The 23,964-nt window shown below is 74.9% G+C and carries 16 protein-coding genes and 1 riboswitch; of the genes, 8 read left to right on the top strand and 8 right to left on the bottom strand.

Going from position 1 to position 23,964, the window contains the following annotated elements:
* The first annotated feature begins 255 nt into the window (after positions 1-255).
* Positions 256-341: riboswitch (cobalamin riboswitch) on the top strand.
* Positions 342-498: 157 nt separating this feature from the next.
* Both cobN and lnt read left to right on the top strand, forming a co-directional pair.
* Positions 499-4,137: a cobaltochelatase subunit CobN gene (cobN, locus tag ACIQWA_RS32205; protein ID WP_402488391.1), complete on the top strand. Its 3,639-nt coding sequence runs from the start codon at positions 499-501 to the stop codon at positions 4,135-4,137.
* Between the two features lie 288 nt (positions 4,138-4,425).
* Complete coding sequence (gene lnt / locus ACIQWA_RS32200; RefSeq protein WP_402488389.1) at positions 4,426-6,027, top strand: apolipoprotein N-acyltransferase; 1,602 nt, start codon at positions 4,426-4,428, stop codon at positions 6,025-6,027.
* On the opposite strand, the gene ACIQWA_RS32195 is transcribed toward lnt, so the two are convergent.
* The 4 genes from ACIQWA_RS32195 to gdhA all read right to left on the bottom strand — a co-directional run bounded on the left by ACIQWA_RS32195 (position 6,003) and on the right by gdhA (position 10,495).
* Positions 6,003-6,764, bottom strand: a complete 762-nt coding sequence (locus tag ACIQWA_RS32195; protein ID WP_402488386.1) for a VOC family protein — start codon at positions 6,762-6,764, stop codon at positions 6,003-6,005. The genes lnt and ACIQWA_RS32195 overlap by 25 nt on opposite strands.
* 126 nt (positions 6,765-6,890) lie before the next feature.
* A complete protein-coding gene (locus ACIQWA_RS32190) occupies positions 6,891-7,799 on the bottom strand; it encodes an NADP-dependent oxidoreductase (RefSeq protein ID WP_402488383.1) in 909 nt (302 codons plus the stop codon).
* Positions 7,800-8,022: 223 nt separating this feature from the next.
* Positions 8,023-8,904 carry a GyrI-like domain-containing protein gene (locus tag ACIQWA_RS32185; protein WP_402488381.1) on the bottom strand — a complete coding sequence of 294 codons (882 nt, stop codon included), beginning with the start codon at positions 8,902-8,904 and terminating at the stop codon, positions 8,023-8,025.
* A gap of 178 nt (positions 8,905-9,082) precedes the next feature.
* Positions 9,083-10,495 (bottom strand): NADP-specific glutamate dehydrogenase, encoded by a 1,413-nt coding sequence (gene gdhA, locus ACIQWA_RS32180; RefSeq protein ID WP_402488378.1) that lies wholly within the window; start codon positions 10,493-10,495, stop codon positions 9,083-9,085.
* A 300-nt stretch (positions 10,496-10,795) separates the two neighbouring features.
* Here gdhA and ribA point away from each other — a divergent pair, with 300 nt between their 5' ends.
* Positions 10,796-11,425: a GTP cyclohydrolase II gene (ribA, locus tag ACIQWA_RS32175; RefSeq protein WP_402488375.1), complete on the top strand. Its 630-nt coding sequence runs from the start codon at positions 10,796-10,798 to the stop codon at positions 11,423-11,425.
* Between the two features lie 111 nt (positions 11,426-11,536).
* Here the strand turns inward: ribA and ACIQWA_RS32170 are convergent, their stop codons facing one another.
* The 4 genes from ACIQWA_RS32170 to ACIQWA_RS32155 all read right to left on the bottom strand — a co-directional run bounded on the left by ACIQWA_RS32170 (position 11,537) and on the right by ACIQWA_RS32155 (position 18,261).
* Entirely contained in the window at positions 11,537-14,725 is a 3,189-nt protein-coding gene (locus ACIQWA_RS32170) for a hypothetical protein (protein WP_402488373.1), read from the bottom strand.
* A 415-nt stretch (positions 14,726-15,140) separates the two neighbouring features.
* The gene (locus ACIQWA_RS32165) at positions 15,141-17,261 is read right to left on the bottom strand and encodes a putative bifunctional diguanylate cyclase/phosphodiesterase (protein WP_402488371.1); all 2,121 of its coding nucleotides are present in this window, start codon (positions 17,259-17,261) and stop codon (positions 15,141-15,143) included.
* Entirely contained in the window at positions 17,258-17,458 is a 201-nt protein-coding gene (locus ACIQWA_RS32160) for a hypothetical protein (RefSeq protein ID WP_402488369.1), read from the bottom strand. Before ACIQWA_RS32160 ends, ACIQWA_RS32165 begins: the two co-directional genes overlap by 4 nt.
* The gene (locus ACIQWA_RS32155) at positions 17,455-18,261 is read right to left on the bottom strand and encodes an SAM-dependent methyltransferase (RefSeq protein WP_360229539.1); all 807 of its coding nucleotides are present in this window, start codon (positions 18,259-18,261) and stop codon (positions 17,455-17,457) included. Before ACIQWA_RS32155 ends, ACIQWA_RS32160 begins: the two co-directional genes overlap by 4 nt.
* Positions 18,262-18,419: 158 nt before the next feature.
* Here ACIQWA_RS32155 and ACIQWA_RS32150 point away from each other — a divergent pair, with 158 nt between their 5' ends.
* The 5 genes from ACIQWA_RS32150 to egtC all read left to right on the top strand — a co-directional run bounded on the left by ACIQWA_RS32150 (position 18,420) and on the right by egtC (position 23,958).
* The gene (locus ACIQWA_RS32150) at positions 18,420-18,920 is read left to right on the top strand and encodes an SRPBCC family protein (RefSeq protein ID WP_402488366.1); all 501 of its coding nucleotides are present in this window, start codon (positions 18,420-18,422) and stop codon (positions 18,918-18,920) included.
* A complete protein-coding gene (locus tag ACIQWA_RS32145; protein WP_402488363.1) occupies positions 18,917-20,167 on the top strand; it encodes an aminotransferase class I/II-fold pyridoxal phosphate-dependent enzyme in 1,251 nt (416 codons plus the stop codon). Before ACIQWA_RS32150 ends, ACIQWA_RS32145 begins: the two co-directional genes overlap by 4 nt.
* A 253-nt stretch (positions 20,168-20,420) precedes the next feature.
* On the top strand, positions 20,421-21,725 hold the full coding sequence (gene egtA, locus ACIQWA_RS32140) for an ergothioneine biosynthesis glutamate--cysteine ligase EgtA (RefSeq protein WP_402488360.1): 1,305 nt from the start codon (positions 20,421-20,423) through the stop codon (positions 21,723-21,725).
* On the top strand, positions 21,722-23,209 hold the full coding sequence (egtB, locus tag ACIQWA_RS32135; RefSeq protein WP_402488358.1) for an ergothioneine biosynthesis protein EgtB: 1,488 nt from the start codon (positions 21,722-21,724) through the stop codon (positions 23,207-23,209). The genes egtA and egtB overlap by 4 nt, the downstream gene beginning before the upstream one ends.
* Positions 23,209-23,958 (top strand): ergothioneine biosynthesis protein EgtC, encoded by a 750-nt coding sequence (egtC, locus tag ACIQWA_RS32130; protein ID WP_402488356.1) that lies wholly within the window; start codon positions 23,209-23,211, stop codon positions 23,956-23,958. The genes egtB and egtC overlap by 1 nt, the downstream gene beginning before the upstream one ends.
* The last annotated feature ends 6 nt before the right edge of the window (positions 23,959-23,964 follow it).

The raw sequence follows: 23,964 nt of genomic DNA, 5'->3' as shown, positions 1-23,964 counted from the left end.
GCGAGCATACAGATGATCCGATCGCTTGCCTCCGTCCGCTGCGTCACACCGGCGGCTCACCGGACGGCACGGCCGAAGCACGCCGAACCGGCCGTCCGGCGCCGGTGAGCGCCGTGCGCCCGTCCGTGCGCCGGGCGGCGGACAGCCCGTGCCCCGGGCCCGGCGAAGCCGCCCCTCCCCCCAGGTCAGCCGCACCCCGTACGATGCTGGCGGGCGGTCCCCAGCGGGCCGCCCGACGCCAGCGACGGCGCAGGGGAGGAAACCGGTGCAAGCCCGGTGCGGTCCCGCCACTGTGACCGCGGTTCACCGGGAGACCGGTCGGCCGCGGGAGCCAGGAACTCCCGCCGTCCTCCACCGGCCCGGGGCGCGGACCCCGAGGAAGGCAGAAATGCACCAGCGCTGTCGCATGCCCGCGCCCGTTCCACCGGCCACCACCGAGGCCGACCCGGCCACCACCGAGGCCATCCTGGCCACCGAAGAGGCCGGGAGGGCCTTCGCATGATCCTGCTGCTGTCGACGTCCGACACCGACCTGCTCAGCGCCCGGGCCGCGACCGGACCGGTCCCGTACCGGCTCGGCAACCCGGCCCGGCTGACGCCCGAGGACCTGCCCGCACTGCTGGAGGGCACCGACCTGGTCGTGGTCCGCCTGCTCGGCGGCCGCCGCGCCTGGCAGGAGGGCCTGGACGCGCTGCTGGCCGGCCCCCGCCCGGTGGTCGTGCTGACCGGTGAACAGGCCCCCGACGCCCAGCTGATGGAGCTCTCCACCGTCCCGGCCGGCATCGCCGCCGAGGCGCACGCCTACCTCGCCCACGGCGGCGCGGCCAACCTGGCCGAGCTCGGCGCCTTCCTCTCCGACACCGTGCTGCTCACCGGCCACGGCTTCGCCCCGCCCGCCTCCGCCCCGGCCTGGGGCCCGCTGGAGCGCGAAGCCCGTACGGAGAGCGGCCCGACCGTCGCGGTGCTCTACTACCGCGCCCACCACATGAGCGGCAACACCGCCTTCGTGGAGACCCTCTGCCGGGCGATCGAGGACCAGGGCGCCCGGGCGAGGGCCTACTACTGCGCCTCGCTGCGCGGCGCCGAGCCCGAGCTGCTGGCCGCGCTCGGCGAGGCCGACGCGATCGTCACCACCGTGCTCGCCGCCGGCGGCACCCGCCCGGCCGACGCCCAGGCCGGCGGTGACGAGGAGGCCTGGGACGCCGGAGCGCTGGCCGCCCTCGACCGCCCGATCCTCCAGGCGCTCTGCCTCACCTGGTCGCGCGCCCAGTGGGAGGCCAGCGACGACGGCCTGTCCCCGCTGGACACCGCCACCCAGATCGCCGTGCCCGAGTTCGACGGCCGGCTGATCAGCGTCCCGTTCTCCTTCAAGGAGCTGGACGAGGACGGCCTGACGGTCTACGCCGCCGACCCGGAGCGTGCCGCCCGCGTCGCCGGCACCGCCGTCAAGCACGCCCGGCTGCGGCACGTCCCGGCCGCCGAGCGCCGCCTCGCGCTGGTGCTGTCCGCCTACCCGACCAAGCACTCCCGGGTCGGCAACGCCGTCGGCCTGGACACCCCGGCCAGCGCGATGCGCCTGCTGGAGCGGCTGCGCGCGGACGGCATGGACCTCGGCTCCGCCCTGCCCGGCTTCAACGCCCCCACCGACGGCGGCGAGGAGGACGGCCACGAGGGCGACGCCCTGATCCACGCCCTGATCGCGGCCGGCGGCTACGACCAGGACTGGCTCACCGAGGACCAGCTGGCCCGCAACCCCGTCCGCATCCCGGCCGCCGACTACCGCCGCTGGTACGCCACCCTCCCCGGCGCCCTGCGCGAGCAGGTCGAGCAGCACTGGGGCCCGGCCCCCGGCGAGCTGTACGTGGACCGCTCGCAGAACCCGGACGGCGACATCGTGCTCGCCGCGATCCGCTCCGGGAACCTGCTGGTGCTCATCCAGCCGCCGCGTGGCTTCGGCGAGAACCCGGTCGCGATCTACCACGACCCGGACCTCCCGCCGAGCCACCACTACCTGGCCGCCTACCGCTGGATCGAGGCCGCCCAGGAGGACGGCGGCTTCGGCGCCCACGCCGTCATCCACCTCGGCAAGCACGGCAACCTGGAGTGGCTGCCCGGCAAGACCGCCGCGCTGTCCGCCGAATGCGGCCCGGACGCCGTCCTCGGCGACCTCCCGCTGATCTACCCCTTCCTGGTCAACGACCCGGGCGAGGGCACCCAGGCCAAGCGCCGCGCCCACGCCACCCTGGTCGACCACCTCGTCCCGCCGATGGCCCGCGCCGACTCCTACGGCGACATCGCGCGGCTGGAGCAGCTGCTCGACGAGCACTCCAACATCGCCGCGATGGACCCGGCCAAGCTGCCCGCGATCCGCGCCCAGATCTGGACCCTGATCCAGGCCGCCAAGCTGGACCACGACCTCGGCCTGGACGAGCGCCCCGAGGACGACGGCTTCGACGACTTCCTGCTGCACGTCGACGGCTGGCTGTGCGAGGTCAAGGACGCCCAGATCCGCGACGGCCTGCACGTCCTCGGCCAGGCCCCGGCCGGCACCGACCGGGTCAACATCGTGCTCGCCATCCTGCGCGCCCGGCAGATCTGGGGCGGCGTCAGCGCGCTGCCCGGCCTGCGCGAGGCGCTCGGCCTGGACGAGGCGGCCCTCACCCTCGGCGCCACCGACGCGGCCGAGGCGCAGGCCCGTGCCCTGGTCGAGGCGATGGAGGCCGAGGACTGGGCGCCCGAGGCGGTGGAGAAGGTCGCCGCCGAACTGCCGGAGGCCGTCCGCGCGGCCGTCGGCGAGGTGCTGACCTTCGCCGCCACCCAGGTGGTGCCGCGACTGTCCGCCACCACCGACGAACTGGACGCCGTGCTGCACGCGCTCCACGGCGGCTTCGTCCCGGCCGGCCCCTCCGGCTCGCCGCTGCGCGGCCTGGTCAACGTGCTGCCGACCGGCCGCAACTTCTACTCCGTCGACCCGAAGGCCGTCCCCAGCAAGCTCGCCTGGGAGACCGGCCAGGCGCTCGCCGCCTCGCTCGTCGAGCGGTACACCGCCGACAACGACGGCGCCTACCCGCCCTCGGTCGGGCTGTCGCTCTGGGGCACCAGCGCGATGCGCACCGCCGGTGACGACATCGCCGAGGCCTTCGCCCTGCTCGGCGTCCGCCCGGTCTGGGACGACGCCTCGCGCCGGGTCACCGGCCTGGAGCCGATCCCGCTCGACGAGCTCGGCCGCCCGCGCATCGACGTCACGCTGCGCATCTCCGGCTTCTTCCGGGACGCCTTCCCGCACGTCGTCGCCCTGCTGGACGACGCGGTGCGCCTGGCCGCCGCCCAGGAGGAGCCGGCGGCCGACAACTTCGTCCGCGCCCACGTCCAGGCCGACCTCGCCGTGCACGGCGACGAGCGCAAGGCCACCGTCCGCGTCTTCGGCTCCCGCCCGGGCACCTACGGCGCGGGCCTGCTCCAGCTCATCGACAGCCGCGACTGGCGCACCGACGCCGACCTCGCCGAGGTCTACACCGTCTGGGGCGGCTACGCGTACGGCCGCGGCCTGGACGGGCGCCCGGCGCGCGAGGAGATGGAGACCGCGTACAAGCGGATCACCGTCGCCGCGAAGAACACCGACACCCGCGAGCACGACATCGCCGACTCGGACGACTACTTCCAGTACCACGGCGGCATGGTGGCCACCGTGCGTGCCCTCACCGGCAAGGCCCCGACCGCCTACATCGGCGACTCGACCCGCCCGGAGACGGTCCGCACCCGCACCCTGACCGAGGAGGCCGCCCGCGTCTTCCGTGCCCGGGTGGTCAACCCGCGCTGGATCGAGGCGATGCGGCGCCACGGCTACAAGGGCGCCTTCGAGATGGCCGCGACGGTCGACTACCTGTTCGGCTACGACGCCACCACGGGCGTGGTCGCGGACTGGATGTACGAGAAGCTCACCCAGGAGTACGTCCTCGACCCGGTCAACCGCGAGTTCCTGGCGGGCGCCAACCCGTGGGCGCTGCACGGCATCAGCGAGCGCCTGCTGGAGGCGGCGAGCCGCGGGCTGTGGGAGCAGCCGGACCCGCAGCTGATCGAGCAGCTGCAGGCCGCGTTCCTGGAGACCGAGGGCGACCTGGAGGGCGACGAGGGCTGACGCCCTCCGACCGTACGGCGACGACAGTACGGCGACGACAGTACGGCGGCCGGCCGCGCTCCCTCGGGTGGGAGGGCGGCCTGCCGTCGTCTCGGAGGGGGCGTGACGGGCCGGCCGCCGTCTCGGGGGGCGTGACGGGCCGGCCGCCGTCTCGGGGGGCGTGACGGGCCGCAGTTGGGTGCGGGATTGGTCCGCTTGTTCCAATGACCTGCACCGTTCCGAGGACCGGCGTCAACTACGCGTACCGCCATCTGGCACCAGCCGTCACCCGAGCGGACAATACGGGGCATGTCGCGCCGCACCGGCACCGCCGGCCCAGTCCCGAGCACGGCCCCGACGGACGCCCGGGAGCCGCACGCACCGCACCGCTACCGGGCGCGGCTCGCCGCGCTGGCGGCCGGAGCCGTACCGGTGGTCGCGTTCCCGGCACCCGGGCAGGCCTGGCTCGCCTGGGTCGCGCTCGTCCCCGGACTGCTGCTCGCCCAGCGGGCACCGTCGGGGCGGGAAGCGGCGGTGCGCGGGTGGTGGTTCGGGGCGGGGTTCATCCTCACCGCGATGTACTGGCTGGTCCCCTCCGTCGGACCGGCGCTGCCCGTACTCGCCGTGCTGTTCGGGGCCCTGCAGGCGCCGGTCGGGTACACGGTGCACCGCCTGCTGGGCCCGCCGGTCACCACCCGCCGGGCCCTGCTCGCCCTGCTGGTCGTCCCCGCGGTCTGGGTGGGCACCGAGTACGCGCGGTCCTGGCACGCGCTCGGCGGACCGTGGGCCCTGCTCGGCGCCACCCAGTGGCAACATCCGGCCGTCCTCGGGCTGGCCTCGGCGGGCGGGATCTGGCTGGTCAGCGCCGCGGTGGCGGCCGTCAACACCGGAGTGCTGATCGTCCTGACGGCGGTGCCCGCGCGGCCCCGGGCGGTCGCGGCGCTGGCCACCGTCCTGGTGCTGGCCGCCGGACCACTGCTGTTCGCGCTGCGCCCGGCGCCGGTCGGGGCCGGGGCGGTCACCGTGGCGCTCGTCCAGCCCGGCGTCCTCGAGGACCCGCAGGCCCGCTTCGACGCGAGCGTCCGGACCACCGCCGACCTGGTCGGACAGCCGGTCGACCTGGTGGTGTGGGGCGAGAGCAGCACCACCGCCGACCTCGACCGCGACCCGGCCGCCCTGGACGCGCTGCGCCGGCTCGCCGTCACCACCGGCGCCGAGGTGATGGCCGGGGAGGACGCCCGCAAGGCTGACGGGCGGATCTCCAAGGACGCGGTGCTGGTCTCCCCCGCCGGGGTGGTCGACCGCTACCGGAAGATCCGGCTGGTGCCCTTCGGCGAGTACATTCCGCTGCGGCCCGTCCTCGGCTGGATCGCCGGGGTCAGCCGGGCCGCGGGTGAGAACCGGGCCCCCGGCACCGCCTTCCACGTGCTGCCCGCCACCGACCGCTCGGGGAGGCCGCTGCCGGTCGGCGCGCTGATCTGCTTCGAGTCGGCCTTCCCGGACATGGCGCGCACCGCCGCCCGGGACGGCGCCCGGGTGCTGGTCTACCAGTCCTCCACCTCGACCTTCCAGCACACCTGGGCGCCCGAACAGCACGTCTCACTGGCCGCGATCCGGGCCGCCGAGACCGGGCGCCCGGCCGTCCAGGCCTCGCTGACCGGCGTCTCGGCCGCCTTCGACGCCCAGGGCCGACAGCTCGCCCGGCTCGGCACCGACGGCACCGGCGCGCTGACCGTACGGCTGCCGCTCACCGAGCCGGGCACGCTGACCTGGTACGACCGGATCGGCGACGTGGTGCCGCTGGGCGCGCTGCTGGTCACGGCGGGCGCGGGAGCGGCCGACCTGCGCTCGCGCTCGGCCCGTCGGCGCGCGGGCGAACCGGTCGCTCAGGCCTCCCCACCGTCGGTGTAGACGCCGAACGGGGCGCCCTGGGCGTCGCGCAGGACGGCGATCCGCCGTCCCGGCATGGAATAGGCGGGCATCAGCACGTCCGCGCCCATGGCGACCGCCCGGCCGACGGTGTTGTCCACGTCGGCGACCGAGAAGTACGGCAGCCAGTGCGGCGCCACCTCCGGTGGGAAGCCGTCGTCCATCACCACCATGCCGCCGAAGTCCTGACCGTCCAGCCCCCACTGGGTGTAGTGCTCGGACTGCGCGACGGACCAGCCGAAGACCGCCGGGTAGAAGGCCCGTGCCCCGGCCGCGTCCCGGGTCGCCAGTTCCACCCAGCCCAGCGAGCCAGGCTCGTTGAACACCCCGGCGCCCGCGAAGGCCCGGGCCTGCCAGAGGATGAGGACGGCGCCGGACGGGTCGGCGACCACCGAGAAGCGGCCCAGGTCCGACACGTCGGTGGGCTCCTTGCGGACCTTGCCGCCGGCCGCGTCGGCCCTCGCCGCGGTGGCGTCGGCGTCCGCGACCGCGATGGCGACCGTCCAGGCCGTCGGCTGCTGCGGGGCGTAGCGCGGGGTGACGGCGGCGGCCGCGGCCTCGCCGAGGAACATCTGGGTGTAGCCGCCGTCCTCGGGGCGGACACCGCTCTCGGGGCGCCAGCCGAACAGTTCGGCGTAGAAGTCCCGGGCGGCGGCCGGGTCGTCGGTACCCAGCTCGACCCAGCAGGGGGCATTGGTGGTGACGGAGGTCTGCTTCATGGCTCTCGGCTCTTGACTCTCGGTTGGTGACACTCGGGGGCACTCGGCTCTCGGCTCTCGGCTCTCAGGGACTCGCGGGCCGCACTGCGGCACTCGGCCCTGATGCTTCGTCAAAGCTGTTTTCTCTCAAGAGACTTCGAGGACCACCTTGCCGCGCGCGTGCCCGGACTCGACCTCGGCGAGCGCCTCGCCGGCACGGCCGAGCGGGTAGCGTCCGGTGACCTGGGGGTCGAGGTCGCCGGCGGCGACCAGGGCGGCGAGGGCGGCCAGGGTCTCGGAGCTGGTCGAGCGGGTGACGTACACGCCGCCGAGCTCGGCGGCGGTGGCCGGGTCGGCGGTGCTGACCAGCTCGGTCCGGTCGGCCCGGACACCGGCCACCGCGCGCAGGGCGTCACCGCCGACCAGGTCGAGGATGCCGTCGACGCCGTCGGGGGCGGCCTCGGCGATCCGCTCGGCGACGCCGTCGCCGTAGCGGATCTGCGTCGCGCCGAGGGACTCCACGTACGACCGGTTGGCGTCGCTCGCGGTGCCGAGCACGATCAGGCCCTGGCTGCGGGCGAGCTGGGCGGCGGCGCTGCCGACACCGCCGGCGATCCCGAGGATCAGCAGCGTACGCCCGGCGCCGAGGGCGAGTTGGCGCAGCGCGTCGTCGCCGGTGGCGACCGAGACGCTGAGCGTGGCGGCCAGGTCGAAGCCGATGCCCTCGGGCTTGAGGGCGCTCAACTCGGCGCGCAGCAGGGTCTGTTCGGCGAAGGCACCGGCGGCGACGAGGCCGAACACCTCGTCGCCCGGGGTGAAGCCGGTGACCCCGGGGCCGATCCGCTGTACCACTCCGGAGGCCTCCTGGCCCATGACGGCGGGGAGTTGACGCTCGCGGCCGAGGAAGCCCCGGCGGATCTTCCAGTCCACCGGGTTCACCCCGGCGGCCCGGACGGTGATCGCCAGTTGCCCCGGGCCGGGGTCGAGCACCGGGCGGTCGAGGAACTCCTGCGTCTCCGGTCCGCCGTAGTCGATGAAGCCGAACGCCTTGGCCATCGGTGATCCCACTCCTCGGATAGCGCCCTGCGGCACCTGCTCCCCCGCCCCAGCATGCGGGGCGCGGCGGGACTGGGCGGGCGCTGGTGGGCCGAACGGGGGCGGGCGAACAAAAGACAGCTGACGGATAACAGATTTCGAAATCTGTTATCCGTCAGCTGTTATCTGTTTTCTGTCATCTGTTAGCCGTTAGCCGTTAGCTGTCAGCTGTCACCCGTCAGCGTCAGCCGTCAGCTCGCACGGCCCGCGACACCGGGAGCCAGAGCTCCGCCTCCGCGTCGCCCGTCCCCGGGACGAAGCTGGTCCGGAGGATCTCCGGGCCCGGCCGGGTCTCGTACGGGTTGGAGGGGAACCACTGGCTGTAGGTCTCCCCCCACATCTCCTGGAGGGCCTGCGGGTACGGCCCACGATTGGTGAACACCGCCCAGGTCCCGGCCGGGACGTGCAGGACGTCCAGGTCGTCCGGGACGACGGCGTCCTCGCGTGCCACCACCGCGTGCCAGTAGTCGAGTTCGGACCCCTCCTCCCGGTTGGGCGAGAAGTCGTCCGTCACCGACACGATGCCGAGCGGGTCCTTCGCCGTCAGCGCGGTGATCCGCTCGACGGTCTCCGTACCCAGTCCCCGGATGAACTCGGCGATGTGCGGGTTGACCCCCAGGTAGATCAGGGGAACCCGGGCCTTCTTCCCGATGATCCGGAACTCCGGCTTCTCCACGATCCGGTACTCCATGCTGCTGCTTCCCTCCACGATGAGTCGGAAGGACATCCGGGGCTGGGAGATGAGCGCCGCACCCTCGCGCCGGGCCTCGCCGGGCCCGACCCCGTGCATCGCCCGGAACGCCCGGGCGAACGCCTCCCCCGAGGTGTAGCCGTAGCTGACCGCGATGTCGAGCAGCGTCCGTCCGCCGTCGAGGACCTCGGCCCCGGCGACGGTCAGCCGCCGGCGCCGTACGTACTCCGACAGCGGCATCCCGGCGAGCGTCGAGAACAGCCGCCGGAAGTGGTACTCCGACGTCATCGCGATCCGCGCCAGTTCGGCCACGTCGATCTCCTGGTCCAGGCGCCGTTCGATGTGCTCCATCGCCCGGTTCAGATGCTCCAGCACCGCCACCCCGTCCTTCCCTTGCTGATCACCACCGTAGGAAGGACCCACCTTGCCGCACCCGACGATCGGTGCCCGCTCCGGTCGGGTACCGATCGCCGGACGACCGGCCGGGGCCGGCCGTGACCACGGCTCGGCCCAGGGCTCCGCGCAGGGCTGGGCCCAGGACTCAGCGCAGGGCTCAGACCAGGCCCTGGGCCAGCATCGCGTCCGCGACCAGTTCGAAGCCCGCGATGTTGGCGCCCACCACGTAGTCGCCCGGGTGCCCGTAGCGCTCGGCGGTGGTGTGGCAGGAGTCGTGGATGTGCTTCATGATCCCGGCGAGCCGCTGCTCGGTGCGCTCGAAGGTCCAGGAGTCGCGGGAGGCGTTCTGCTGCATCTCCAGTGCGCTGGTCGCCACGCCGCCCGCGTTGGCCGCCTTGCCCGGCCCGAAGGCCACCCCGGCCTCCTGGAGGACCCGCACCGCCTCGGGCGTGGTGGGCATGTTGGCGCCCTCGGCGACGGCCAGCACCCCGTTGCGGACCAGGGCGAGCGCGTCGGCCTCGGTCAGCTCGTTCTGGGTGGCGCAGGGCAGCGCCACGTCGCCGGGCACGCTCCACACGCCCGGGCCCTCGACGAACCGCACGTGGCTGCCGCGCAGTTCGGCGTACTCGGAGATCCGGCCGCGCCGGACCTCCTTGACCTCCTTGAGCAGGTCGAGGTCGATGCCCTTCTCGTCCACCACGTAGCCGGAGGAGTCGGAGCAGGTCAGCACCGTCGCGCCGAGCTGCTGGGCCTTCTCGATCGCGTACACGGCCACGTTGCCGGAGCCGGAGACGAGCACCCGGCGCCCGTCCAGGCCGTCCCCGCGGCTGGCCAGCATCTCGGCGGTGAACAGCACGCAGCCGTAGCCGGTGGCCTCGGTGCGGACCTGCGCGCCGCCCCAGCCGAGGCCCTTGCCGGTCAGCACGCCGGCCTCGTAGCGGTTGGTGATCCGCTTGTACTGGCCGAACAGGTAGCCGATCTCCCGGCCACCGACGCCGATGTCACCGGCCGGCACGTCGGTGTGCTCGCCGAGGTGGCGGTGCAGCTCGGTCATGAAGGACTGGCAGAACCGCATGATCTCGGCGTCCGACCGGCCCTTGGGGTCGAAGTCGGAGCCGCCCTTGCCGCCGCCGATCGCCAGCCCGGTGAGCGCGTTCTTGAAGATCTGCTCGAATCCGAGGAACTTGACGATCCCGAGGTTCACCGAGGGGTGGAACCGCAGACCGCCCTTGTACGGGCCGAGGGCGCTGCTGAACTCGACCCGGAAGCCGCGGTTGACGTGGATGTCGCCGGAGTCGTCGGTCCACGGCACCCGGAACATCAGCTGGCGCTCGGGCTCGCAGATCCGCTCGATGATCCGGGCTTCGCGGAGCTCGGGGCGGTGGGCGAGCACCGGGGCGAGGGTCTCCAGCACCTCGTGGACGGCCTGGTGGAACTCGGTCTCGCCCTTGTTGCGGCGGACCACGTCCGCGTAGAGCGACTCGATCGCGCGCTGCTCGGCGTCGAGGCGGGGCCGGTCGGCAGCGGGGGCGGGGGCGGAGGCGGGAGTGGTGGCGCGGCTCGTGGGCATCTGATCAGGACCTTCCGTGGTCGTCGGTGGTCGTGCGCGGAGCGTTCCCGTGCCCAGGAAACGGGAGGAAGTGTCGCAGTGTCCACGCCTCGGGTCCCGTCCCTTCCACATGCTGGACCGCCGTACGGGAACAGCGGGGGCGGGCGGGGTGTTGTTCGCCTCCGCAGTCACCGTGGTCACCGGCGGTAAGCAGTTGTTCAAATTGGAACAACCGAGTACGGTCGACATCCGACCCGACCGGACCCGTCCGGATCCGGAGCGGTTCACCCCGGTCCACCCCCGATCGTCGGAGGCCCAACCATGCCTCAGCCCGGCTCCGCCACGGTGCGCTCGCACGTGCGCATCCCGCTGACCTTCCCGGACGGCTACCGCGCCGACGCGGAGGTCTCCACCTTCCACGGCCTCGTCGACGGCGCCGAGCACCTCGCGCTCGCCCTCGGCACCGTCCCGGACGGCGGAACCCCGCTGGTACGGCTGCACTCCGAGTGCCTGACCGGCGACGTCTTCGGTTCGGACCGCTGCGACTGCGGCCCGCAGCTGCGCGAATCGGTGGAGCGGATCAGCGAGGCCGGCGGCTACCTGCTCTACCTCCGCCAGGAGGGCCGGGGCATCGGCCTCTACAACAAGCTGGACGCCTACGCCCTCCAGGACTCCGGCCTGGACACCTACGACGCCAACACCGCGCTGGGCCTGCCCGAGGACGGCCGGGACTACACCGCGGCCGCCCAGATGCTCACCGCGCTCGGCGTCGACGGCGTCGACCTGCTGAGCAACAACCCGGACAAGGCCGCCCAGTTGGCCGGGCTCGGGATCACCGTCCACCGTCGGGTGCCGACCGGCGTCCACCTGTCCGCGAGCAACGTCCGCTACCTGACCGCGAAGGTGGAGCGGACCGGGCACTCGATCGAGCTCTCCCGACTGGTCGGCTGACCCCGCGATCGGCGTGAGCCGGACGGCGTGAGCCGGACGGCGCGGGCCAGTCGGCGCGGGCCAGTCGGTGCGGGCCGCAGTCGGCGCGGGCCAGGGCCGGACGGCGTGCCGTCAGCCGACGCCGCCCCGCTCCCGCCCACGGACCGCCCGCAGCACCCCGTACGCCGCCAGCGGCAGCGCCACCAGCAGCGCGGCCCAGAAGGCGCCGTGCCCCCACCAGCCCGCGACCGCGCCGAACAGCCCCTCGAACACCGGGATCCGCAGTGCCTCCACCGGCCCCAGCGCGCCGGGCCAGGCGCCCAGGAACAGGGTGCCGAGGATCCAACCGACCAGCAGCACCCGGGCGGTGACCAGCGTCCCCAGGGTGCTCAGCAACGACACCACGGCCAGCAGGACGACGAACCCCGCCTGGTAGGCCGCACCGGTCTGCCCCGTCCCCCAGGACTCCGGCGTGCGGTGCGGCCCGGTCGCCGCGATCCGCACCTCGACCGCCGCCCACAGCAGCAGGACCAGCACCCCGGTAGCGGTGAGCGCGAACCGCAGCCGGTCCCGGGTGCCGGCCGGGCCCGCCCGCCACGCACCGGCAGCCTCCGTCCCCGCACCAGTACCGGAGTCCGCGCCAGTACCCGAGGCCGAGCCCACACCCGCCCCCGCACCCGAGCCCGCGACCTGGGCGGCCCGGGCGGCCCGGGCGGCCCGCCGGTCGAGGTCCCGCCAGGCCTCCCGCACCTGCCGCCGGGCCCGCTGGGCGGGCCTCAGCAGCCGGTTGGCCCCCCGCTCGATCAGCACCACGGCCACCACGACCGCCACCACCGCCGCGATCCCGGCCCAACTCCCCATCCCACCCTCGAACATGACCACCCGGTCGGCCACCGGCTGCGGCGCCTCCACGGCCGTCATCGGCGGTCCGAGCCGCAGGTAGCCGATCGTGAGCGCGCCCACCCCGGCCAGCAGCGCCGTACCGAGGCCGACCGCGGCCGGGAAGAAGGCGAGCACGGCGGCCGCCACGAAGGCCGCCCCCAGCTTCCCGACCACCTGCTCGGCCGCCCGCCGCCCGGCGAGGTGCAGCGGCCCACCGAACAGGTCCGGCGAGAGGTCGAGCCCGTGCCCGGCCTCGACCGGGTAGCGCAGCACCGCTCCCGCCCACAGCAGCAGCCCGAGGCCCACCACCAGCAGGGCCACCGCCGCGACCCGGCGCGGCAGCATGGTGCGGGCGTACGGCCACCAGAGCCGCAGCCGGGCCGCCCGGTCCACCGGCGGCCGGCGGCGCCGCGCCGCCCACAGCCGGGCCACCCGCCCGGGCCGCGCAGCGCCCTCCCGCAGCGCCCCCGGTGCCGCCTCGGGGCGCTCCGCCCGGCCCCGCCCGCGCCGCCGCACCGCCTCCGCGGCGACCAGCGCGGCCCGCCCCGCGACCTGGTCCGGGTCGGCGCCCACCGCCCGCCGCCGCAGCGCCGACCAGCGCCGCCGCACCACGTCCCGCGGGGTGGCCGCCGCCGGGTCGGGGGCCGGCCGCCGGGCCGCCGAGCGCACCGCCGTACGGGCCCCGGCGCCGACCGTCAGCGCCCCGTCCACCACCGCCGCCGCGACCAGCGCGGCCAGCTCCGACACCCGTACCGGCAGCGGCAACCGGTGCAGCGCGGCGGGCAGCGGGGAGAGTCGGCCGAGCAGCCGGTGGCGCTCCTCCGGGCGGATGCTCAGCCAGACCGCCAGCCGGTGCGCCTCCTCCCGCTCCTCCGGGCTGAGGCCGCCGTCACCGCGCCGCCCGCCGCCGACCGTCCGGGCCGTACGCTCCACCTCGGCCAGCACCTCCGGGAGCGCGGCGAGGGCGAGCAGCCGGGAGCAGTGCTCACCGGAGCACTCGGGGTGGAAGCAGTGGTAGCGGGCGGCGACGGCCGGGGCACCGCCGCGGACCAGTTCGTCGATGAACGCGGCGCCGTCCGGCTCGGTGGCGACGCGTTCCAGTCCGGCCGGGTCGACCGGCCGGTCACGGTAGTGCGGGACGGCTCCAGGCGCGAAGGCCGCGCCGAGGGCGAGCACCGCGACGCCCGCCACCGCCTCGCGCCGGGAGCCGGGGGCGCGGACCACGTCGGTGAGGTAGTGGAGGTCGAACACGGAGTCCTTGACCTCGTCGCGCAGCCAGTCGCGCAGCCGCTCCGCCCCGACCGCCGCGAGCCAGCGCGCCGCCGCACCGGAGTTGCGCAGCAGCACCTCGGTGAGCCGCACCGGGTCGGTGAACGGGTCGCCCAGGAAGGTGATCGGCCGCAGGGCCTGCGGGCGGCGCCGGATCACCGCCGGGCTGCCGCCGGCCAGCCAGCTGCGGACCTCCGGAGCCGTCCAGCGGTCCTCCGGCTTCTTGGTGAACAGGCCCTGGAGCAGGAGCAGTTGACGCCGGTCGGCGACGGCGGAGAGGTCCACCTCCTCGCCCATGACGAGTTCCAGCTCCAGGTCGTGGTCGGCCGCCCGCTCGCCGTCCGCCGCGACGAACCGGGGCCGGCCGACGAACAGTTCGTACAGCACGTTGCCGAGCCCCCACCAGGGCCCGGCCTCGTGGTTCTTGCCGGCCAGTTGCTCGGGGGCCATGTAGGCGACGGTGACCATCATCGTGGAGGTGAACCGGCGGCTGTCGGTGAGCCGGTCGACACCGCCGAAGTCGGCGATCACGAACTCCCCGGGGCCACGGCCGGGGCGCACCAGGATGTTGGCCGGCTTGAAGTCCAGCGGGTTGCGCTGGATCCGCCGCTGCCAGAACTCCAGCAGCGAGACCAGCTCGTAGACGATCTGCTCGATGGTCCGCGGGTCGGCGTGCGCGCCGCTGCGGCGCAGCGCGGCGACGTGCGCGGAGAGGGTGACGGGCAGGTACTCCATCGCCACCCAGTCGACCGGCACGCCGTGGTGGCGGACCCGCCCGTAGTCGATCAGGTGCGGGACGTGCCGGCGGAAGCCGTCGTTGCGCAGGTGGGCGAGCAGGTCGTGGTCCATCCGCTGGCCGCCGACGGCCACCTTGACGGCGGCGTCGGCGCCGCCGTCGGCGCGCCGGACGTACCAGACGGTGCCCTCCGCGCCGGCGCCCGCCCTGCCCAGCGGGGTGAAGCGGTCGAGCAGGGCGGCGGGGAAGTCGTCCTCGAAGGGGCCGCCGTGGGTGCCGAAACCGCCGCCGGGCGCGGGTCCGCCCGCGGGCGCATGTCCGCCGCCCGGCGTGGGCCCCGGGCCGATGTTGTCCTGCCAGGACGGGCCGCCGGCCGCGGAGCGCGGTCGGCGCACCTCGGTGGCGGCCTCCGGGTCGTGGCGGGGCCCGGGCATCCGCCGGGTGGCGGCCTCGGGGTCGTGGCGGGCCTCCTCCCCGGGCCGCTCCCGGGCCCCGCCCCGCCCGCGCCGCGGGTCCCACGACCCCCGGAACCGGGTGCCCCGCTCCCGGGAACCCCAGTCGACCCTGGTCCGCGGTGACTCCCCCGGCCGCCCCCGGCGCCCGTCCTCCTCGCCCGGACCACCCGGACCGGCCGGACCCCCGGAACCCCCCGGACCGGAGCCTTCCGTTGCGCCCATCGCGGCGTCCCCCTCCCCCGCTCCCCGGGGCCGGTGCGAAGGCGTTGACCACGGGCGCACCGGTGCCGGGTGGTGATTTTGACGCGCCATCATCCCGCATACCGGGCAGGGCCGCAGGGCGCTTTCCGTAACGGCTCCGGAACTGCGCCGGAACCCGTGTCCCGGGCCGGGGTCACCCCTCCTCGACCGGGCGCCCCTCCGGCTCCTCGACGATCCTGCGGGCGATCTCCTCGGGCCGCACCGGGCGGCCGAAGTGCCACCCCTGTGCCCAGTCGCAGCCCATCCCGCGCAGCCGCTCGGCGTCCTTGCGGGTCTCCACGCCCTCGGCGGTGACGGTCAGGCCCAGCGTGTGCGCCATCGACACCAGGCCGCTGACGATCCGCCACCCGGTGGCGCCGTCCTTCGCCGGGTCGTGCAGGTCACCGACGAAGGAACCGGCGATCTTGAGCCCGGAGACCGGCAGGTCCCGCAGGTAGGCGAGGTTGGACCAGCCGGTGCCGAAGTCGTCCACCGCCAGCGACACACCGAGGTCGACCAGCCCGTGCAGGGTGCGCAGCGCCTCGTCCTCGGGGCCGACCACGGTCGACTCGGTGATCTCCAGCTGCAGCCGGGCCGGATCGAGTCCGGTGCTGTCCAGGATCCGGCCGAGGTCGGTGACCAGCGCGGCGCTGCGCGCCTGCCGCACCGCCAGGTTGACGTTCAACTGCGGCGCGGCGTCGCCGTAGCGCTTGATCCAGTCCGCGGCCTGGCCGCAGGCCTGCTCCAGCACCCAGCGGCCGAGCGGCATGATCAGCCCGGTCTCCTCGGCGGTGGTGACGAACTCGTCCGGGCCGAGCACCCCGAGCTGCGGGTGGCGCCAGCGCACCAGCGCCTCCACGGCGGCCATCCGGCCGTCGGCGAGGCGGTAGAGCGGCTGGTAGTCGATGAAGAACTCGCCGCGGTCGAGGGCGGCCGGCATCCGTACCGAGACCGCGTAGCGGCTGACCGCGCGGGCGTTCTCCTTGGGGTCGAACAGCGTCCAGCGGCCGCGGCCGGCCTCCTTGGCGCGGTACAGCGTCAGGTCGGCGGCCCGGACTGCGGCGCCGGGGGTGGTGGTGGAGACCCGCCGCTCCAGCACGCCGACGCTGGCGCCGACGGCGAGCTTGTGGTCGCCGATCAGCACCGGCCCGGCCAGGGCCTTGAGCACGGTCTTGGCAGCGGCCACCGCCTCCTGCTCGCCACGGCAGTTCTCCAGCAGCACCACGAACTCGTCGCCGCCGAGCCGGGCGACCAGGTGGCCGAGCGGGGTGAGGGCGGCCTTGAGCCGGGCGGCGACGGCGGACAGCAGCTGGTCGCCCATGTCGTGGCCGAGGCTGTCGTTGACCACCTTGAAGCCGTCGAGGTCGACGTAGCAGAGGCCGAAGCGGGCGCCCGGCTCCGGCTCGTCGAAGACCTTCTCCAGCCGCTCGAAGAAGGCGGCGCGGTTGGGCAGGCCGGTGAGCGGGTCGTGGGTGGCCTGGTGGCGCAGCCGTTCATGGAGCCGGTAGCGGTCGGTGACGTCCTCCAGCATCGCGACCTGGTACTGCGGGGCTCCGTCGTCGTCGCGGATCAGCGAGACGGTCAGGTGGGTCCAGATCACCTCGCCGTCCTGCCGGTAGTACGGCTTGTCGAACTGGAAGTACTCCCGCTTGCCGCTGATCAGCTCCTCGTACGCCTCCCAGACGCCCGGGGTGTCCTCGGGGTGGACAAGGTCGTCGACCCGGCGCCCGACCATGTCCCCCGGCCCGGCGCCGAACAGCTCCTGCACGGCCTTGTTGACCGCCAGGATGGTGCCGTCGGTGTCACCGATCGCGATGCCGATCGCGGCGCTCTCGAAGAGGGCGCGGAACCGGGCCTCGGAGGCGCGCAGCGCGCGTTCGGCCTCCTTGCGGGCGGCGTCGGCGGCGGTGCGGATGGCCTCCTGCTCGCGCAGCGTGCGCTCGCGCAGGGCGTTCGCCCAGCCGGCCGCGAAGGCGCCGGTGAGGGCGGGGCCACGGTCGTCGTGGAGCGGCTGGGACTGGAGCAGTTCGACGGCGCGGGCGAGCAGCACCGGGTCGGTGAAGTGCCCGTCGACCAGTTCGGCGCCGGCCCGGGAGGCCAGCCCGGGCTCGAAGGGGTCGTTCTGCTGGGCCCGGTGCAGCAGCGCGGCGGTGCGCGCGACCAGCCGGCCGAGCTGGCCGGGGTGGACGGCGATGCCATGGTCGGCGGAGAGCAGCCGGGACCAGTCCTCGTGGAACCGCTCCGCGTCGCCGCCCGGCGGGGTCGCGCCGCTCATCGGGGCGTCCCGGCGGTGGGCAGGGCGGCACGGCTCACGATGCTGCTGCTCATGGCGGCACTGCTGCCGGCGGCGCTGCTCACGGCGGGGCTGTTGCCGGCGGCACTGCTGACGGCGGCGCCGGGCAGGGCCGGGCGACCGGCGGCCGCCGCACGGGGCGCGCGGGCGTCGGCTGCTCTCCCGGCGCGACCGCTCAAGGGCGGAACCCCACGCCCGCCACCCCGGCGATCCGCTCGGGGTGCTCGCCGACCGTGCCCGGCTGGTCGGGGCGCCACTGCGGCAGGTGCACCACGCCCGGTTCGACCAGCTCGAAGCCGTCGAACATCGCGGTGACCTGGTCACGGGTGCGCATGGTCAGCGGGGTCGGGGTCATCCGGTAGAGCTTCTGGTGGTCCTCGGCCTGGTCCGGGCGGGCCTCCAGGGAGGCGTGCGAGAGGACCAGGGCGCTGCCGGCGGGAAGGCGGTCGCGGACCGCGGCGATCAGCTTCCAGGGGTCCTCGTCGTCGCTGACGAAGTGGGCGACGGCCACCAGCAGGACGCCAACCGGCTCGTCGCCCGCCAACAGGGCGGACACCTCGGGGCGGTCCAGCAGGTCCTCGATGTCGCGCAGGTCGGCCTGGACGACGGCGCTGTGCGGGTCCTCCTCCAGCAGCAGACGGCTGTGGGCGACGGCGACCGGGTCGCGGTCGACGTAGACCACCTCGGCCCCGGGGCGGATCGCCCGGGCGATCTCGTGCACGGCGCCGAAGGTCGGGATGCCGGAGCCGATGTCCAGGAAGCGGCTGACGCCCTGTTCGGCGAGGAAGGTCACGGCACGGCGCAGGAAGGCCCGGTTGGAGCGCATGATCTGGGGCAGTTCGGGCCACATGGCCAGCGCCCTGCGGGCCATCTCCCGGTCCACCTCGAAGTTGTGGGAGCCCCCGAGGTAGTAGTCGTAGACGCGTGCGGCGTTCGGTTTGTCCAGGTCCGTACCCTCCGGTACCCAGCTCGGTCGCCGCATGCCTGTGACTCCTTCACTCCGGTTCCGAGGGCGCAGCGCCTGGGGGTGCTGCCGTGACTGATGAGACTACAAGCACGCAAGATCCTCCCTTGCACCCCGAACGGGTGCAAGCGGAGTGCACACTTCCTCGCGGATGCCCCTCTCTCTAGGGTGGACCCGTGGATCCCAACCACTACCGCTTCCGGGGCGTGTGGCGGCTCGCGGCACCCGCCCCGGCGGTGTACGCGGCGCTGGAGGACGTCCGGAGCTACCCGCTGTGGTGGCCGGAGGTCCGCGAGGCCCGGGAGACCGGCGTGGGGTCGGGGTCCGGCGAGGTGGTGGTCCGGGGCCTGCTGCCGTACCGGCTGGTGATCGGGCTGGAGACCCGGCGGCATGACCCGGCGGCCGGGGTGCTGGAGGCGGCGATGCGGGGTGACCTGGTCGGGTGGTCACGGTTCACCGTGACGGCGGACGGGCCGGGCGGTACGCGGTGCCGGGTGCTCTTCGAGGAGGACACCCGCGCCGCCAAGGCCCTGCTGCGGCGGCTGGCCCTGCCGTTGCACCCGCTGTTCCGGGCCAACCACGCGGTGATGATGCACCGGGGAGGCCGCGGACTGGCGGCGTACCTGGCGGGCCTGGCGGGTGGCGGCGGCGGCGGACGAAGGACGGCGAACAGATGACAGATGACAGATTTCAGCGAACAGATTTCAACTTTCGAAATCTGTCAGCTGTCAGTTGTTCGCCGAAACCTGGCCCCGACCCCGGCCCCGACCCCACCCCCGCCCCCGAGTTCGGCTTCGACGCCCCCTTCGACCGCACCGGTACCGGCAGCAGCAAGTGGGCCCGGGCCGGCGCCCCCGGCGTGATCCCGATGGGCCTGGCGGACATGGACCTCCCCGGCCCGCCCGCCGTCGCCGAGGCCCTGGCCCGGCGCGCCCGCCACCCCGCGTACGGGTACACCGTCTGCGACCCGGCCGGGCGGACCCTGGTCGCCGACTGGTACCGCGCCCGGCACGGCGTCGAGGTCGACCCGGACTGGGTCCTGCTGCTCCCCTGCGGCCCGCGCACCGCACTGCGCCTGCTCCTGGAGACCGTACGGACGGAGGCCGCAGACCCGCGGTCCCCCGTCCTCTTCCCCACCCCCGAGTGGGGCGGTTTCGCCCAACTCTGCCGCGCCGCCCGGGCCGAGTACCGCGAACTGCCGCTGCCCGCCGGTCCGGACGGCTACCTGCTCCCCGACGCCCCACTCCCCCGCCCCGCCACCGCCCTCCTGCTGAGCAGCCCGCACAACCCCTCGGCCCGGGTCTGGCCCACCGCCCGACTGCGCGCCCTGGCCGAACGGGCCGCCGAGGCCGGCGCGCTGCTGGTCTCGGACGAGGTGCACGGCGACCTCACCCACCCCGGCCGGGCCCACCCCGTCGCCGTCGCCGTCGTCGACCCCGCCCTGCGGCACCGCACCGTCACCCTCAACTCGGTCGGCAAGACCTTCAACTGCTCAGGCATTCCCAGCAGTTGGGCACTCGTCCCGGACCCGGCACTGCGCGCCCGGCTGACCGACACCCTGGCCGGCTACGGCCTCTGGGAGGGCGGCCTGCTGGAGCAGACCGTACAGCGGGCCGCGCTCGGCGAGGGCGGCCCGTGGCTGGACGCGCTGCTGGCACACCTCGCCGCCGCCCGTACCCGGCTCACCGAGCGGCTCGGCCCCGCCGTCCGCTCCGCCCCGCAGGCCTCGTACCTGCTCTGGCTGGACGCCGCCGCCCTCGGCCTGCCGCCCACGGACGCCCGCGCCGCACTGCTGGAGCGCTGCGGCCTGGAGGCCTCCGACGGCGCCGAGTACGGCCCGGGCGGCTCGGGTTCGCTGCGCCTCAACTACGCCCTGCCGGGCCCGGTGCTGGAGACCGTCCTGGAGCGCCTGGACCGCCTGTGACCGGGGCACGTGCCCGGCCGGGGAGGCGCTTCCCGGCGCCCTCGAGAGCCCCGTATTCACCCGATCGCCATGCCTCTGACCTGCGCAAACGAACATTCACGCGATATTTGCGAGGCGCCCCCGCATGCTCCGTAGCAGACTGGGCAAAGTAGACCGGGCCGCAATCGTGATCCCGAGGATGGTGAGTCCGGTGATACCGACATCCCGCACCACTCCGCCCGACCGGCAGAGCGCAGCACCGCCCCCGTCAGGGGTGACCCCGTTGACCGAATCGGGGGCGCGCAGCCACGTGTCGGGCGTCTGTTTCAAGATCGGACCGCCCCGCCTGGTGGGGGTCGAGGTCGAGTGGTTCGTCCATGACGACCGATGTCCCGGCCGGCCGGTTCCTCCCGAACTGCTCCACGCCGCGCTGGAATCGCTGCCCCTGGGCGGCCCGGACGGCACCTCGCTCCCCTCCGGTTCGCGCCTCACGCTCGAACCCGGCGGACAGGTCGAGCTCAGCTCCCCGCCCGCCACCGGCCTGCTGGCCTGCGTCGACGACACCCGACGCGATCTGACCGCCCTGCGGGCCGCCTTCGCGGCGCAGGGCCTGCGCCTCACCGGCACCGGGACGGACCCGCTCGCCCGCCCCCGACGGATGGTGCTGGACCACCCCCGCTACCTCGCGATGGAGCGCTTCTTCGACTCGGCCGGGCCGTGGGGCCGGGTCATGATGACCGGCACCGCATCCGTGCAGGTGTGCCTGGACGCCGGTGACGCGGCCGGCCCGCACGCGGTCGAGCGGCGCTGGCAGCTGGTCCACCGGCTCGGCCCGGTGCTGGTCGCCGCCTTCGCCAACTCCCCGCTCCTGGACGGGAAGCCGACCGGTCACCGGTCCACCCGGCAGACCGTCTGGTCCCGGATGGACCCGACCCGCACCCTCGCCCCCGAGCCGGACCACGGTGACCCGCGCGAGGCCTGGGCGCAGTACGTGCTGGACGCCGAAGTCCTGTGCGTGCGAAGGCCGGAGGGGCTGCCCTGGACCGCCCCGCCCGGCCTGACCTTCCGCGACTGGACCCGTGGCGCGGGCGAACGCCCGCCCACACTGGCCGACTTGGAGTACCACTGCACCACCCTGTTCCCCCCGGTGCGCCCCCGCGGCCACCTGGAGCTACGGATGATCGACGCCCAGCCCGGTGACGGCTGGGTGGTGCCCGCCGCCCTGGTCACCGCGCTGCTGGACGACCCGGTGGCCGCCGACACCGCACTCGCCGCGCTGGAACCGCTCGACGCCGCCGACCGGCGGGACGGCGCCACCGGTCCGCGCCCGCCGCGCAGCGGGGTCTGGCGCCGCGCCGCCACCCTGGGCGTCGCCGATCCCGAGCTGCGCCGCGCCGCCCTCACCTGCTTCGCCGTCGCCGACGCCGCGCTGGGCCGCCTGCCCGGCGCCGAGCGGCTGCGCGCCACCGTCGCCGAGTTCGCCGAGCGCTACCCCGCGCGCGGCCGCTGCCCGGCCGACGACCAGCTGGACGCCCTGCGCTCCGGCACCCGACGCACTCCCCCGGAGGAGGCATCATGACCGACGTCCGACCGCCCGCACCCGCCGGAACAGGCGCCGCCGGTCCCACCGCCACCCCCCAGGCCGGGACCCAGGCCGGGACCCAGGCCGGGACCGAGGCCGGGACCGAGGCCCTGCGCGAGAGCATCGCCGCCGAACTGCTGGCCGCCCGCGCCCGGACCGCCGCGCTGACCGACTGCGTCGAGGACGCCGACCTCACCGCCCAGCACTCGCCGCTGATGTCGCCGCTGGTCTGGGACCTCGCGCACATCGGCAACCAGGAGGAGCTGTGGCTGCTGCGCAACGTCGGCGGCCGGGACCCGATGCACCCCGAGATCGACCCGCTGTACGACGCGTTCCAGCACCCCCGGGCCGAGCGCCCCAGCCTGCCCCTGCTGCCGCCGGCCGAGGCCCGCGCGTACGCCCACGAGGTGCGCGGCCGGGTGCTGGACCTGCTGGCCGCCAGCCCCCTGGAGGGCGCACCGCTGCTGGACGCCGGGTTCGCCTTCGGGATGATCGCCCAGCACGAGCAGCAGCACGACGAGACGATGCTGATCACCCACCAGCTCCGCCGGGGCGAACCCGCCCTGGCCGCTCCCCCGCCGCCGCCCGCGCCCGCCGACGCGGCCACCCTGCCCGCCGAGGTCCTGATCCCCGCAGGCCCGTTCACCATGGGCACGGACATCGAGCCGTGGGCCCTGGACAACGAGCGTCCGGCCCACCGGGTCGACCTGCCGGCCTACTTCCTGGACACCACCCCGGTCACCAACGCCGCCTACCAGCGCTTCATCGCCGACGGCGGCTACCACGACCCGCGCTGGTGGACCGCAGAGGGCTGGCAGCACCGGCTCCGGGCCGACCTGACCGCCCCGCTGTTCTGGCAGCAGCAGGACGGCCAGTGGCTGCGCCGCCGGTTCGGCGCCGTCGAACCGGTGCCACCGAACGAGCCGGTGCTGCACGTCAGTTGGTACGAGGCGGACGCGTACGCCCGCTGGGCCGGGCGGCGGCTGCCGACCGAGGCCGAGTGGGAGAAGGCGGCCCGGCACGACCCGGCCACCGACCGCTCGCGGCGCTACCCCTGGGGTGACGGCCCGCCCGGCCCCGAGCACGCCAACCTCGGCCAGCGGCACCTGCGCCCGGCCGCCGCCGGCAGCTATCCGGCGGGCGAATCCCCGTACGGGGTAAGGCAGTTGATGGGCGATGTGTGGGAGTGGACGGCCAGCGACTTCCACCCCTACCCGGGGTTCCGGGCCTGGCCGTACCAGGAGTACTCGGAGGTCTTCTTCGGGCCCGAGTACAAGGTGCTGCGCGGCGGTTGCTTCGCGGTGGCGCCGGTCGCCTGCCGGGGCGCCTTCCGCAACTGGGACTACCCCGTCCGGCGGCAGATCTTCTCCGGCTTCCGCACCGCCCGCAGCGCGGAGCACGACGCCCGCGGCCCGCAGCACCACGCCCGCAGCGCGGAGCGCGACGCCCGCGGCCCGGAGCACCACCGGGAGGGTTCCTGATGTGTCGACACCTCGCCTACCTGGGTGAGCCGGTGGCGCCGCAGGAGCTGCTGGTGCAGCCGCCGTACGCGCTGCACCGGCAGTCCTGGGCGCCGCGCACCCAGCAGTACGGGACGGTCAACGTGGACGGCTTCGGCCTCGGCTGGTACGCGGACGGCGACGAGGTGCCCGCCCGCTACCGCCGGGCCGGGCCGATCTGGGCGGACGCCGGCTTCGCCGACCTCGCCCGGGTGATCCGCACCCGGGCGCTGGTGGCGGCCGTCCGCTCCGCCACCGACGGCTGCGCGGCGGGCGAGGCCGCGGCCGCGCCGTTCGCCGCCGGGCGCTGGCTGTTCAGCCACAACGGGGCGGTGGCCGGCTGGCCCGGCAAGCTGGACGGGCTCGCCGCCCTGCTGCCGCCCGCCGAACTGCTGGAGCTGGAGGCCCGGACCGACTCGGCCCTGCTGTGGGCCCTCACCCTGCACCGGCTCCGCCGGGGCGAGAGCCTCGGCGCGGCGCTCGCGGGCACAGTGGCCGACGTCACCGCGCACACCACCGGACGGCTCAACCTGTTGCTCACCGACGGCACCGCGCTCGCCGCGACCGCCTGGGGCGACACCCTGCACCACCGGCGCCTGCCCGGCCTCGGCACGGTGGTGGCCTCCGAGCCGTACGACGACGCCCCGGACTGGACACCCGTCCCGGAGGGCTCCCTGCTGCTGGCCGACGCCACGGGCGTCACCGTTCGGCAGCTCCCCAGTCACTACTGACCCTCC

The organism is Kitasatospora sp. NPDC098652 (assembly GCF_044760155.1).
Lineage (GTDB): Bacteria > Actinomycetota > Actinomycetes > Streptomycetales > Streptomycetaceae > Kitasatospora.
This window is presented reverse-complemented; position numbering and strand designations above follow the sequence as displayed.